Annotated in this window: 8 protein-coding genes and 4 tRNA genes; 7 read left to right on the top strand and 5 right to left on the bottom strand. The window is 42.1% G+C overall.

The genetic code is table 11. The features are described 5' to 3' along the window. Nucleotides 1–59: 59 nt before the first annotated feature. A complete protein-coding gene (locus tag IQ244_RS01630) occupies nucleotides 60–2,924 on the bottom strand; it encodes a GAF domain-containing protein (protein WP_193889335.1) in 2,865 nt (954 codons plus the stop codon). Between the two features lie 155 nt (nucleotides 2,925–3,079). Between IQ244_RS01630 and IQ244_RS01635 the strand changes: the two genes are divergently transcribed. Beyond that, nucleotides 3,080–4,204 carry a quinone-dependent dihydroorotate dehydrogenase gene (locus tag IQ244_RS01635; protein ID WP_193889336.1) on the top strand — a complete coding sequence of 375 codons (1,125 nt, stop codon included), beginning with the start codon at nucleotides 3,080–3,082 and terminating at the stop codon, nucleotides 4,202–4,204. A gap of 92 nt (nucleotides 4,205–4,296) precedes the next feature. Here the strand turns inward: IQ244_RS01635 and IQ244_RS01640 are convergent, their stop codons facing one another. Beyond that, nucleotides 4,297–5,028, bottom strand: a complete 732-nt coding sequence (locus IQ244_RS01640) for a hypothetical protein (protein ID WP_193889337.1) — start codon at nucleotides 5,026–5,028, stop codon at nucleotides 4,297–4,299. 331 nt (nucleotides 5,029–5,359) lie between these two features. Beyond that, nucleotides 5,360–5,605 (bottom strand): hypothetical protein, encoded by a 246-nt coding sequence (locus tag IQ244_RS01645; RefSeq protein ID WP_193889338.1) that lies wholly within the window; start codon nucleotides 5,603–5,605, stop codon nucleotides 5,360–5,362. On the opposite strand from IQ244_RS01645, the gene IQ244_RS01650 reads away from it, so the two are divergent. The 5 genes from IQ244_RS01650 to IQ244_RS01670 all read left to right on the top strand — a co-directional run bounded on the left by IQ244_RS01650 (nucleotide 5,560) and on the right by IQ244_RS01670 (nucleotide 7,811). After that, a tRNA-Met gene (locus IQ244_RS01650) sits at nucleotides 5,560–5,689 on the top strand. The genes IQ244_RS01645 and IQ244_RS01650 overlap by 46 nt on opposite strands. Nucleotides 5,690–5,731: 42 nt before the next feature. Beyond that, nucleotides 5,732–5,855: transfer RNA gene (locus IQ244_RS01655), tRNA-OTHER, on the top strand. Between the two features lie 17 nt (nucleotides 5,856–5,872). Next, nucleotides 5,873–5,996, top strand: a tRNA-OTHER gene (locus IQ244_RS01660). Between the two features lie 52 nt (nucleotides 5,997–6,048). After that, nucleotides 6,049–6,172: transfer RNA gene (locus tag IQ244_RS01665), tRNA-OTHER, on the top strand. 37 nt (nucleotides 6,173–6,209) lie between these two features. Then, nucleotides 6,210–7,811, top strand: coding sequence for a TROVE domain-containing protein (locus tag IQ244_RS01670; RefSeq protein WP_193889339.1), 1,602 nt, complete (start codon nucleotides 6,210–6,212; stop codon nucleotides 7,809–7,811). Nucleotides 7,812–8,107: 296 nt separating this feature from the next. Here IQ244_RS01670 and IQ244_RS01675 read toward each other — a convergent pair whose 3' ends face one another. After that, complete coding sequence (locus IQ244_RS01675; RefSeq protein ID WP_193889340.1) at nucleotides 8,108–8,953, bottom strand: peptidoglycan-binding domain-containing protein; 846 nt, start codon at nucleotides 8,951–8,953, stop codon at nucleotides 8,108–8,110. A 290-nt stretch (nucleotides 8,954–9,243) separates the two neighbouring features. On the opposite strand from IQ244_RS01675, the gene IQ244_RS01680 reads away from it, so the two are divergent. Beyond that, nucleotides 9,244–11,559, top strand: coding sequence for an NB-ARC domain-containing protein (locus tag IQ244_RS01680; RefSeq protein ID WP_193889341.1), 2,316 nt, complete (start codon nucleotides 9,244–9,246; stop codon nucleotides 11,557–11,559). 101 nt (nucleotides 11,560–11,660) lie between these two features. Here the strand turns inward: IQ244_RS01680 and IQ244_RS01685 are convergent, their stop codons facing one another. Beyond that, complete coding sequence (locus tag IQ244_RS01685; RefSeq protein ID WP_193889342.1) at nucleotides 11,661–14,015, bottom strand: CHASE2 domain-containing protein; 2,355 nt, start codon at nucleotides 14,013–14,015, stop codon at nucleotides 11,661–11,663. Nucleotides 14,016–14,098: the final 83 nt, after the last annotated feature.

Genomic DNA, 14,098 nt, shown 5'->3' on the forward strand with positions numbered 1-14,098 from the left:
ATTTTGATTGTGAAATTAATACATTTATTGTTCCCGTAGCTTCAGTATTCTTAACAGCGCTACACAGCTAAAGGTAATAACAAGCGGCTAACAACCCGATGATCTGGTAATTGATAAAAATGTAACTCTCCACCTAACTGCTGCATTAGCTGTTGACAAATAAGCAGGTGTAAAGCAGGTGGTTGGTTAAGATATGACGTGACTAGGATATCTTTGGGGGTCTGATTTTGCAGTGCTGCTAGTAGGTGCGGTTCAATCACGCCATTATCTGTAATGGAAAGTTCTAGCAACCCTTCTTCTAAGCGGCGACACCAGATGTCTATCCTACCGCCACTTTGAGAACGGTTACAGGCGACAACCAACAATTCATACAGGACTAATTCAAATTTGACGATATCACCAGCGATCGCTAATGATGATGGATAACTAGATGGTTGCAATCCTTTGAGAAATATCCCACTGTTACCGGAATCTGTATCTGTCGCGGATTGTCCTAAACCATGTACCCCTGCCCAAAGTTTACGTTGTTTAAGTAAATTATCGACTCGTTCGAGCGATCGCTTCAACAAAGTGGCGATGGGCATAGTTTCCGAACTCTGATGTAATTGCCACTGCTCAAGTTTGACTAGGGCAGTCATGGCCGCTGTTGTATGATCTAATTGCCGCAGTAATAGTTTATATCGCGTCTGTGTGAGTTCATTGGTGGGAATACCTACATCTTCAATTTGGCTTAATAACTGTGTTGCTGTTCTTTGAATTTCCTCTAGGCGACGATGTTTGTACCAATTGAGTTGGCGCAATTCTTGGTTTGTGGACTCTAGTAGTTTGGTGATTTGTTGCTGACGACGCGACCAAGCTAATTGTGTCACTAGAGTTTCTGTAGCATTAAGGCTTTGTGGTGTCCAATGTCGTTCTCGTCGATCTGCAACTAATAATACACCTGTGGGTGCATAATCAGCAGCGGTGCGGAGGGCGATCGCTAAAACTTGACCAATACCTTGCCCATTTAACCATTTTCTGGTTTCTGGTGGCAAATCATCGGCATACACACACACATAATCATCTTTAGATAATGCCCACTGAATGATAGCCTCAGTTTGGATTGGGATTTGTTGGTCTGCCACAACCCCAAACCGATTATCTTGAATCACTCCTGGGATAATTTCCGCAAAATTATCTCCAGGCAACCACGATAACAGCATGACTAAAGGAGAATTGAGAACAGTGGCGATTTGTTCTATGGCTGTGTGTTCGAGATGTTTTGTTTCAGACTCCGTTGTGGCGCTTTGGGCTTTTTGGAGAATACGGACGCATTGCTGCATACTAGAGAGAATTTGCTGCTGTTGTTCCGTATCAGATTGTAGTTGCCACTGGCGGATAATTACACCAATTTGTTGACTGACAGCCCATAACAATTCCTTTTCTAAGCTGGCCCAACTACGATTCGTTTCGTGGGCAATGACTAAAAGTGCGCTGGGTATATGACCTTGAGTACAGTTACAAACCAACAGCGATCGCGTACCATGTTCTAATAACAGCGGTCGCCAATTAAAAAACCGCAAATCTTCTTCTATATTCTGCACTTCTACTGCCGTTGTGCCTGACTTCAACATCTGCTCATCCATATCTTTGAGCGCATTGAAGGTAAATGTTAAGGGACGACGATTTTGTGGTTGGCTTTGAAAAATAATTTGATAACTATGCAGATTCGGGTTGTACTGTAAGAGGAAAAAGCGCGTAGCAGCAAAGCGCGTTAACACTTTAGTTGCACAGTTGCGTAAGGTTACTTGCAGATCATCTTCGTTATAAATAGCTTGAGCAACTTGGCTTGTTAATTGAGCATCATCTTGAATTTGCTTAATGGTAGTGTCCATAGTTTCGGTAGGTGCAACTAAAGAAATTAGCCCCGCGGCACTTTGAACAAAATTTTTGTCCCCCTCTGTCCAAATACGCGGTTCATTGGCCTCCACCGCCAAAAAACCCAGTAGTTCCTTTTGCCAAAGAATAGGTGCGGCTAACAGCGATCGCACTTGTAAGCGTTGTAATACCTTGGCAGTAAAATGACTTTTTAGGGAACTACGCTCATCACCAATCCAGACAATTTGATTAACGGATAAAGCATAATAAAATTCGCTTAAATCCTGTACTGTCATCCCCGCTGCTATTTGCTGTTTGCTGTCCTGGCGATTGATATTGGCTAGTTGATTACTCATCCGACACCAAAAATAACGCCCTTGTCGCTCAAACCAGTAAATATTTGTGCGGCTAGGTGAGACAAATTGATGTGTTGTCTGTACAACTGATTTGAGCTTTTGGTCTAAGTTATTGAGAGTACGTAAATTTTCTAATAAGTGTAAGATTGGCTGATCAAGATGCTTCGTTTGCTGTTGCTGCAAATTCACTTCCTTTTGATAAAGCGCTGCCCCCAGTTCGCCTAATACCATTAATAAACGAGCTTTGGCATCCCCTGGTAACAAATATCCCCAACGTTCGGAACCAAATAATAATAAACCTAAAAAACGGTCTCTATAGCGAATAGGTAAAACAATAGTTCCTTGAATATTAAATTTTTTGCCAATTTCTTGCCATTCCGCTGCGCGGGGTTCCAGGCGCAAATCTGCCACACCCAAAGGACGCTGTTCAATGACTACCTGTTCTAAAAGTCCACCAGGATTCAGTGCTACCTGTTTGCGTAAAAATTTGCTGTCACCATCAGGTGCCACACCACCTTTACCAATTAATGTATGTTTTGGCAGGTCATATAAAGCAATCCAAATCAGATTGTAGTCAAACTGTTCTCTAATATAAGAAATAGTAGTATCAATCAAAACATCAACATTATCCTCTTCCCTAATCGTTTGGAGGACACGTCCCAAAGCAATGATTGGTTGTTCGGCGGCTATTGGTCTTTGTGGCTGCCCCATTGGATTTTGCGTTGACATCGATTTTTATATATAAGATGCCCAGAAAAGCAGCCTAAGTTATATGCGGTTAGGCAAAATTAAAGTTATGGGTAAAGAGTCAATGGTCATTTTGTCATCTCTCATCCCTACTCACCACGCCCCATTCCCTGATTCACATGGATATTTATCAAGTTGCTCTTCGTCCACTACTGTTCAACGTACTGAAAACGGATGCAGAGTGGCTACATTATCAGGCTATTCGCAGTTTAGACTGGTTATCACAGACAAATAATGCTCCGGCTGGCTTGGTCAATCAAAGCTTACAGCAGTCTTTGTCTGTGTGCGATCGCCGTCTGGAACAAAATTTATTTGGGCTAAATTTCCCTAACCCCCTGGGTTTAGCAGCGGGTTTTGATAAGGATGGGGTAGGCGCAAAAATTTGGTCTAACTTTGGTTTTGGTTTCGCTGAGTTGGGAACTGTGACTTTCCACCCCCAACCGGGAAATCCTCAACCCCGGTTATTTCGCTTACCTTTAGATCAAGCTGTTCTTAACAGGATGGGTTTTAATAATCAAGGTGCAGCAGTTATGGCCGCTAGGTTAGCAGCACAAAAAGATGTTACGCACACAATACCCATCGGCATAAATCTAGGGAAATCCAAAATTACCCCGTTAGAAGCCGCCGCCGCAGATTATCTCAATAGTTTTCGCTTGCTGAAAGAATTAGGCGATTATTTTGTAGTGAATGTATCTTCACCCAATACACCAGGATTGCGATCGCTCCAAGATGCCTCTATGCTCAGTGCTATCTTGGACGTACTACAAACAGAAAACACTCCACAAAAACCAGTATTTGTCAAGATAGCGCCAGATTTAGAATGGGAAGCGATCGCCGACATTATTGGCTTGGCTAAAACCTACCAACTCGCAGGAATCATCGCCACAAACACCACCATTCGCCGTGATGGACTGAAAACCCAGGTAATTCACCCAACTGGTAAACCACCGCAAGAAGAAGCTGGCGGAATTAGTGGTGCGCCATTGCGCGATCGCTCCACAGAAGTAATTAAGTTTATTTGGCAGCAAACCCAAGGGCAAATTCCCATTATCGGGGTTGGTGGCATATTTTCCCCAGAAGACGCTTGGGAAAAAATCACTGCGGGAGCCAGTCTAATTCAAGTTTATACAGGCTGGATTTATGAAGGCCCAATGATGGTAAGCCGAATTTTGAATGGTTTGCTATCTAAGTTAGAGCAAAACAAATTAAATTCCATCACCGAAGCGATTGGATTAAAAGTATGAAGGCTAAAGTATGAAGTCTGAAAAGTATAGATGCGTAGCAGCTTGCTAGGACAAAGAATGAAATTTATCTTTCATACTTCACACTTCATACTTCATGACTCTTCTAAGGGAAAGAACTCCTTAGTTTTTTCCGAGAAACTCCAAGCTATACCATCAGGATCGCGGCTGCGAGTCCATTCGGGAAACTCTGGATCATTGCGACGCTTGTAGACAGTGCTGGAATAAACATTAAGTCGTTTCGCTAATTCCGATTGAATCAGCGAACCAAAAATTAACTGTTTTGCTAAATTTGGTTTAACTTCTGTATGAGTTGCTGGGGGTGCTAATTCAACCTCTGGTTCTAATTCTGCTGATACTGCTTGAGCTACTGGCGGCGCTAAAAGCGATCGCGCAGCTGTTGTGACAGGTTGAGCAGACAGAGTTTTGACAGGCTCGCTACTGTCAAGAATATTACCCAAAATACTGGCTGTAATAAAGTAATAAACTTCACTGCCAGAACCAGCATTGACTATACTTGCACCAAACTCTGAAGCTTTGCCATCGAGGTAACGTTTTGCCGTGGGGCCAGGAAAACTACCGCGAATTGCCAAATCCATTGGTGTAATTTTGCCCTGGTTTTCCCGAACTAACTGATGGAAAACCGGGTTAACTCGCTGACACCATTGTTGCCATTGATATTGTTGCCAGATATTGAAACCAATAATCAAAACAACCAGCGCCAGCAAAAATCTCCAGGTAGAAACCAGGAAAATTATTAAAAACGATATTGGCAAAAGTAGAACGAGAAAACCCTTCCCGCTACTTTCCATTGTTTTTTCACTCATGCCGATTTTTGCCAAGCGAATTTTTTGGGAAATAATTTATTATATTGGCAAAAATTGGGACGTGTTTTTGTATCGTTTGGCAAAATTACGGAAAAATCTTCAAGTGCGATCGCTAATCTGAACTACTTAACACCCAACCAATCTAGATTTTCGGCAAAAATAGGCAAAAAGATTTTCCCTCCCAAACTCTCTCCAGCAAAAACAAAATTTTTACATAAACATTAAGAAATATTTCCCTACTCAAATTCCTTCAACCTCCTCGCCCCTCTGCGTTTAAAAATATATCCCTCTCTTCCCCTTGACATTCAAAATTACATATACTACATTAATGTTACAAGCTGATTTTCCCAAAGGAGTTAGCCTCAGTAGCGGATAGCTCAAATACCAGAGCGCCCCCCTTGCCTGTAAAGGCCGACATATCGAGGGTTATCGCAAATAACTTAACATCCTTGAGAAAAAATTCTGGAGGTGCAGGTGAAAATCCTGCTCCGCTACACCCAACCAAAGTGCTGAGTAAAAAACAATTCTTATGTGGCAGGTAGCTCAATGGTAGAGCGCCAAAATCATCTTTGTTCACTCCTTGCCTGCAAAGGCCGAAGAATGAGGGTTATCGACTCATAATCGGGAGGGCTGTAGGTTCGATTCCTATCCTGCCACACCAAATTTAATTTGAGATTGAATCTAAAATCCAAAATCTTATATGTGGCAGGTAGCTCAGTGGCAGAGCGCTTTACCCTTATTCACTCCTTGCCTGCAAAGGCCGAAGAATTGAGGGTTATCGATTAGGGTTCGAGAGGTCGCAGGTTCAAATCCTGCTCCGCCACCCAAAACAAACAATATCATCTGGTGGGTAGCTCAATCTGATAGAGCAATGAACATCCTTAATTTCACAAACTTGTCTGAAAAGGCCGAAGAATCGAGGGTTATTGTTAATTCATGGGTTGTAGGTTCAAATCCTATCCCACCATCAAAACCTAATTTGAGATTTAATCCAAAATCTCAAATCCAAAATTTTTCATGTGGCAGGTAGCTCAGTCGGTAGAGCGCCTAAACATCCTTATTCACCCCTTGCCTGCAAAGGCCGAAGAATGAGGGTTATCGCCTTCCACGCGGGATGTCGCAGGTTCGAGTCCTGCCCTGCCACCTTTGATTTTTGCCCGCAAGGGCCGGGAGATGAAATCATGAACTACAATTTTTTCACTAAAAACAAGAAAACCACCCCACAAAATCAGCCCATCCCCGGACGAGAAGCCGAGATGATTCAAGGACGTTCCGGTGGCTGGATGTTTGATGCTGGTTTATGGAAAATGCTCCGGCGTTGTCTTTTGGTTGGGACAGCCCAAAGCACCTACTATGCTGGTAAACAAGAATTAACAGAAGATTTTGTAGCGGTTGCCAAACAAGCTGTTGCCGAAAATCCCCGCCGTGTTGCAGAAGAAATTATCTATGCCAGCGATGGACGAGCTATCAATAACAGCGCACCTATCCTTGCTTTAGTGTTGCTATCAATGGGTGAACAACCAGAAGCCAAACAAGCCTTTGCGGAAATCTTCCCCCAAGTTGTCCGCACAGGTAGCCACTTTTACGAATGGTTGAACTACACCAAATCTTTGCGGGGTTTTGGTAAAGTTGTGCGGGAAGCTGGGAAAACTTGGCTATCACGGGAAGATGTCAAAGGTTTAGCTTACCAACTGTTGAAATATCAACAACGCCAAGGCTTCACCCACCGCGATGCTTTGCGGTTGTTCCACGTTAAACCACCTACAGAAAATCACCGTCAGTTATTTGAGTGGGTTGTTAGAGGTTGGGAGGAATTGCCGACAGATGTACCCTCGCAAGCTTTGGCGCAGATTTGGTGGTATGAATGGCTAAAGCGCAACCCTGGGCAAACTCACGAAGCCATTTTGCAAGGACGCTTAACCCACGAAATGGCTGCACCCGTGGGCAATATGGATAAGCAAGCTTGGCAGTTGCTATTTCAAGAAATGCCCATCGGTGCAATGCTGCGTAACCTGGGTTCACTCACGGAACTGGGTGTGTTGCGTGCTGACGAAAGCGCCAACTTGCTAAGGGTGGAAGCAGTTCTCAACAACAAAGAACATCTGCGTAAAGGTCGCATTCACCCAATCGATGTTTTGAAAGCCCTCAAAACTTACGAGTCTGGGGGAAGACTGGGACGCAGTAAGAAAACTTGGACTCCAGTTCCTCGCATCGTAGACATCTTAGAAAAAGCCGTTGAGTTGTCTTTTGATGTGGTGGAACCCACAGGTAAAGTTTTCATGCACGCCGTAGACGTTTCTGGTTCGATGGGAAGCTTAGTTGCAGACATGGGACTAAGCAGCTGTGAAATTGCCACCACAATGGCACTAGTTACAGCCAAAGCCGAGAAAAACTACATGATTCGCGGCTTTGCTAACGAGTTTCGGGACTTAGATATCACAGCTAAAGATAGTTTTAGTTCTGCGGTGCGTAAAGCCAGCAATCAAAACTTCGGCGGTACAGATGCCTCTGTCGCTTACGAATGGATGATTAAAAATAAGTTCAAAGCTGATGTAGTCTGCTTCTGGACTGACTCAGAAAGCTGGGCGGGTTATCAACATCCCTCTCAAGCGTTGCAGGAGTACCGCAAAAAAGTTAATCCAGATGTTAAGGCTGTATACGTCACGTTGACACCTTACCGCATTACCTTAGTAGATCCTCAAGATCCACTGTCTTGGGATTTGGCAGGATTTGACCCTGGTACACCGCGCATCATCCAAATGTTAGCGACAGGTGAACTGTAAAAAACATGAAGGATGAAATTTCATCCTTCATACTTCTTGGCGGGTTATCCCTTATTCGCAACTTGCCTTTCGGGGACGAAGAATGTAGGGTTATCGGTTAACGTCTCCACCATCTCTGGGGACTAGCGGGTTCAATTCCCGCACCCGCCTTTATGAATTGATATAACTTTATAAATAAACCCGCCTCTGGGGGTTTATTAGCTGGCGATCGCCTATCATTTTATAGACTTCTTGCATCAAAATTCTTGCTCCAAACTGTAAACATCAAGATTTGTGCAAGTAGTCTACCAACCTCATTAATTGAACAACATCCCTAAAAAATTCACAATTGGTTTCCAAAAAAAGCCAGTTAATACATAAGGGGCATATTCCAAGAGTGGGAATTTCTTGGGTTGTGGCTGCTTTAGTGGTAAACACTCAATCAAAAACGGCACAATACAAGTTAAGCCATAAGCTGTTGCTAAAGCTGTATTCATTTGTGGTGCTTCTCCTGGTATGGGGCTATAGTAAATCCCCAATAAAATAAAGCAGATCATCAAAAATTGCTGCCAAACAAACCAAGACTGAGGAGACAGAAAATAAACTAACTGGGGAAAGCTTTTGTCAATTTTTTGTCGCATTCCTAATAAAACAGCCCAAGTCGCTGCCCCAACAATACCATCTGTCTTTAATCCATAAACTCTTTGAAAGCGTTTAACAGCCCTTTCGGTTTCCCAATCAAAATAGCCGTTGGGTTGTTTCTTCAAAAATTCTTCTTTATAGAGAATATTTTGTAGTTCTTCAACTGCATCCCTCAATTCAGCTAAATTCTTTTTTTGACCACGGTAAAGCTTGGGATATAACAAACAAGCCCACGTCAACGGCCCAACTACTCCATCGGAGACAAAATGATTGCCTTGCTGAAATTCTTTGACTGCTGCATCAGTCTGTAAATCAAATTTACCCGTGATTTCTATCTCTAAACCTTTAGCTTTTAAAAGTTCTTGCAGCTCGTTGATTGATTCCTGCACAGACTTGGGGCTAAAGTCTCGGTAAAGTATCGGACGTTTATTAAAGACACAGACTTGTTTTTCTTGAGGAAAATAAAGTCTATCTTGTCTCATACCAAGCAAAAGACTTAAGGATTCCAATATTCTCTTCATGCAAAATTCCCTTTGATTAAGATGTAACAAGAATTGTCAAGTTAGTTTTTTCGTGTATGAGAATATATCTGAATATCCCCACTTTGTTAACTAACCAACATCGATAACTTACTAATTACCCTACTAAATCCCAGTGATTCAGCTAGTGACATAGTTAAAAATTTGTTAGCGATTTGTTATATTTTTGTTTTGACAATGTTGCTAAAAATATCCGTAGCTAATTCTTCTGAATTTTCTTCGATACAATGTGGCTATTAAGACATTGTTGTCAGGGTTATAGGGTGATATTTATGTCAGGTCAGTCAGAAAGTTGGAATCTGTCTAAAACATGGCATCGAAAGCTGACAAAAGACTGGGAAATAGACCGTCTACTGACTGACTTAGAAGCCAAAACCAAAAATCGATACAGGCAAAATACTAAAAAAGACCTATTATTAGGGTTACTTTATGGACACAGCTTAAAGAAGATTGGTCAAGATTTACATAAAAATAATGCTGTTGTCAGAGCCGGATTAAGCAATATTTATCGAGATATTGAAACTTTGACAGGAGAATCTGACAACACTGTAAGAGCAAGTAACCTAATTTACATTTTAGAAAAACATGGTTATCGCAAAGGTGTAGAACCATCTTCTAAAAATTGCTTCACAATTATTAATAATCTGCCATCGCCAACCTACACAGAATTCATTGGGCGTGAGGCAGATATGAGAATATTGCTAGAACGCCTTTTGCCAGATCATGGCGCTCACATGATTACGGTGCATGGTATTGGTGGGGTAGGTAAAACAGCATTAGTTTTAGCAGCAGCTTACCTATGCTTAAAAGCTATTCGTGAAAATTTGAATGCTACACCTGAATTTGATGCGATTATTTTCACTTCTGCAAAACAACAAGAACTTATTCCCCACGGAATTTTGCAAAGACAGCAGGGACAACGTAATCTGCGGGAAATTTTTCGAGAGATTGGTAATGCACTTGGCGACCCGACAATTATTCAATCTCCTCCCAATGATCAATCTGACCGTGTACGCCAAATTCTCTCTAGACAGCGCACACTATTGATTGTGGACAATATGGAGACGATAGAAGATAGAAGCGGAGTGATTGAGTTCCTTTATAATCTACCGATTTGTGTCAAAGTAGTAATTACTACCCGTGAGCGAATTGCACTGCTACCAATTAGCCTGCAAAATTTGACCGTAGAAGATGGGATGCAGTTAATTCAGCAACAAGCTGGAGAAAAAGGTATAACTATCAATGATCAAGAATCTCAGCTACTCTACAAAAGCACTGGTGGGATTCCTCTAGCAATTGTCTACGCCCTTGGTCAAGTATCGAGTGGTTATTCTCTGAGTTCAGTATTGGCAAAACTAACTAATGCTAGTGGTGATGTGGCTCGTTTTTGCTTTGAACAATCTGTGCAAGGAATTGCTGGACAGCCAGCCCACAAGTTGCTGATGTCGCTGGCGATTTTTCCCAACTCTCCGACTCAAGCGGCTGTGGCTGAGGTGGCTGGGTTAACAAATGCACCTGATTCTATCAATGATGGCTTGGCACTTTTGCAGCAACTTTCTTTAGTCAATCAAAATCCAGAGACGAAGCGATATGAAATGTTATCTCTGACTCGTGAGTATGCTTTGTCCGAGTTGGCGGCTAACCCAGATTTTGCTAGAGAAGCACGGCGGTGTTGGGTAAGGTGGTATTTAGATTTTGCTAATAGTTACGCTGGAGAAGATTGGGAAAAATCGAAACATTACGAAAGGCTAGAAGTAGAAGAGGTAAATTTACGGGCTGTACTTTATTGGTGTAGAGATGAAGACCATTATGAAGAAGTGAGACATTTAGGTTTATTGTTGAATCACTACGCGAATCTTTATGCTTATTGGGATGATCGCCTAGACTGGTGGCAATGGCTGGTGGAACAATCAGAAAGACGGGGTGAATGGTCATTTATGGTGAAATTCATCATCCGCAAAACTTGGCTATTAATTCGGGAATGTTCCGAGAAGAGTCTTCAAGAAGCAGAAGAAATGTTGCAACGGGCATGGGTGTTACGCGACCATGCAGATTTATGCGATCAAGCTGACTTAGCTGAAAATATCGCTAGGCTCAAAATCAGACAAAAAAATTATGTAGAAGCACGTAAATGGCTGGATACAGAACAGAAGTTAGTAACTCAAGCGAATTTACCTGAGCAGAAACATATCCGTTATTACATTCCTGTACTTTATCATCGGGCAGTTATCTTACACAAAGAGAATAAGTATTCCGAAGCAAAAAATCTGTTCCATGAAGTGATGGAATGTGCTAAGAAAATTAACTGGTATCGAGTTATTAATTCGGCTCAAAATTGGCTGGCGGATATCGCAATTGATCAAGGCGATCGCGATGGCGCTCAACAGTTATTAACTAAAGGTGTAACTGTCGCTCAAAGAAGCAAAAATAAGCGGCGTTTAGCTCGTTACCAACGCTCTCAGGCTAAATGGGAAAAAAAATGGGGTAGTGCGGAACAATCTGATAAATTTGCTAGAGAAGCGATGGATACTTTTGAACATTTAGGTATGATTAAAGATGTCGAAGAAATGCAGTTGTTGCTGAATTAATCTTCATCAATAATTGCAGCTATAAAAATGCTAAAATATCACAAAAGCGACAAATACCAGAGGATGTCAGCGAAAGATAAATTTCCAAACTTGTTAGCAGCTTACAAAGTTTCTGCTGAACCTCCTAACCAAGGTGTAGTAGGTAAGTCGGAATTATCATTTTGCGGCCAGGTGTCAATATCTTGATAAATAGCTAACTCATCAAGTATTGCTAACACCTCAGATGCTGATTGATAGCGTTGTTTAAAATCATCTAGCACCATTTTTTCCAAAATCTCAGCGATGGAATCGCTAACAACTGCCTGATATCTCCATTGACATTCGCCGTTTTCATTTCTAAGCATTTCATGGGGTGCAATCCCGGTTAAGGCACGAATGCCAATCATCCCGATCGCATAAATGTCACTGCTGTATTGTGGACGACCAAAACATTGTTCACTAGGTGCATAACCTTTTGTTCCAATGCCAATTGTAAAAGGGGCTTGTGCAGAATTTTCCATTTGTGGTGCTGATACTTCTTTGACTGCACCAAAGTCAATCAATACCAGCTTGTTATCTATATGGCGGCGGATGATATTACTAGGTTTAATATCTCGGTGAATTACACCGTTTTTGTGAACAAAGACTAAGATTTGTAAGAGTTCTCGGATAATTCCGATGACTATATTTTCTCCTAAACCTTGACCGGACGGTAATTCTTTAATCAAGGAATGACCAACTACATATTCCTGAACTAAATAAAATTCATTGTCTTGTTCAAAATAAGCCAGTAATTGCGGAATTTGCGGGTGAGTTCCTAATCTTTCGAGAGTTGCGGCTTCGGAGTTAAATAAACGCCTAGCAAGTTCTAAACCTTTGGATTGGGGGTTGGCTGGTTTTAGTTGCTTGACGACGCAGTGTGGATAACCAGGACGGTGCATATCTTCAGCAATGTAAGTTTCGCTAAATCCACCTGAACCGAGAACTTTGACAATTTTGTAGCGTCCGGCGAGGATTTTGCCTGATACGGCTAAATCCCTTTTCTGGAGTAAGTCTTGTAAGTCGTTTTGTTGGCTGATAATTTCTTGGACAACCGGAGAGGTTTTATATTTTTGAAAAATTGTGACTAATTGGCGTGTTCTCAACTTTTCTCTAGCCACTTCTATTCCCAGATAAGACAGTCCGTTAAAGGCGATCGCGATCATTGGTATCGCCGTTGGGAAAATTAACTGACCATGTATAAAGCACACATAGCTAATTCCTCCCCAAATGCTCGCTACGGCAAAACTGACTAAAAAGCGTTTGAAATTATGCTTGATTCTGTTGACACTGTAGACTGTACCGCCAACTAAAACCAACACAAACAATCCTTGCAAAGCTGAACTAGAAATTGCTGGGGCGATCGCTTTATTCTGCATTAAAGTGGCGATCGCATTGGCATGAATCTCTACGCCAGCCATGCGTTCAGACACGTTAGCAGCCGCGACGGGATGATAATCATTGTTTAACTTGTCTGTAGAGCCAATAATCACTATCTTGTCTTGAAAAACTCTGCCTTGCTGCAAATAGTTACTCCAGTTTTGTGGATCGAGGACATACCACAAGGGAATCGGATCAAATGTTCCCGCCGGCCCCCAAAAATAAAGGCGATCGCCTTTTGGCTGGGGATATTTGATTTGTGCTGCACCTAAAACAGCTTCATCAAAGGAAGGCACTTTTTCCATCAACATCCCATTAGCGGCTAATAGCTTGGGAAACTCACTGGCTAATTTGTGAACTTTACCGTCAACTTCTACAGGGAAATTTACTGAACCAATGGAAACTCCTCCAACTTGAAACATCTCTTGGGGTAGAGTCAGTTGGATGAATGTACCTTGATGGCTGGCAAAATTTTCGTAAAGTGCGGCTAAGGTAACTTTATTGCCATATTTTTTTAATACAGCTTGCAACTGGCGATCGTCCTCACTACCATAGCTGCTGGGTGTGTCGAAAACTACATCTAAAGCAACCGACTTTGCTCCGGCTTTCACTAACTTTTCGATAATTTGTGCGTACGCAGCACGTTTAAATGGAAAAGATTTCAGTGGTTCTAGGTAGGCATACTGGTGGGGGTCTGACTTATAGTACTGTTCGGGAAGTGAGATTGACTGGTCATCAATTGCTACAATCACGATATCTTCTGGTCTTGGATTCGTTGTTCGCGTAGCGTCTTGAAGAGAAGACGTTGCCAAAGGTATCGCTCCACGCAGTTGAAAAAACGCCGAAAATATCTGACTCTCCATCAAATTAACCCAGTCCACACCAGAAGCAGTCAGCAATGTTGCCCCGATTGTGGACGCAACCGCCAAAAAATAACTCAAGCGAACCACAAGCTTAGACTGTGATGCTGTTAGAGTTACTTTTGTCGGTTTGCCAGAAGCTGTATTGGCAGTAGAGACTTGTTTTTTGCTGAAGCTAGATGTAGGTTCTTCTGCCATATCGTGTTAATAATTGGTTTACGTACAACTTTATTTACAGCAAAATTCAGAAGTCAGAATTCAAAATGAGAATAGGCTTTCTA

Source organism: Nostoc sp. LEGE 06077, from assembly GCF_015207705.1.
GTDB lineage: Bacteria > Cyanobacteriota > Cyanobacteriia > Cyanobacteriales > Nostocaceae > Nostoc_B.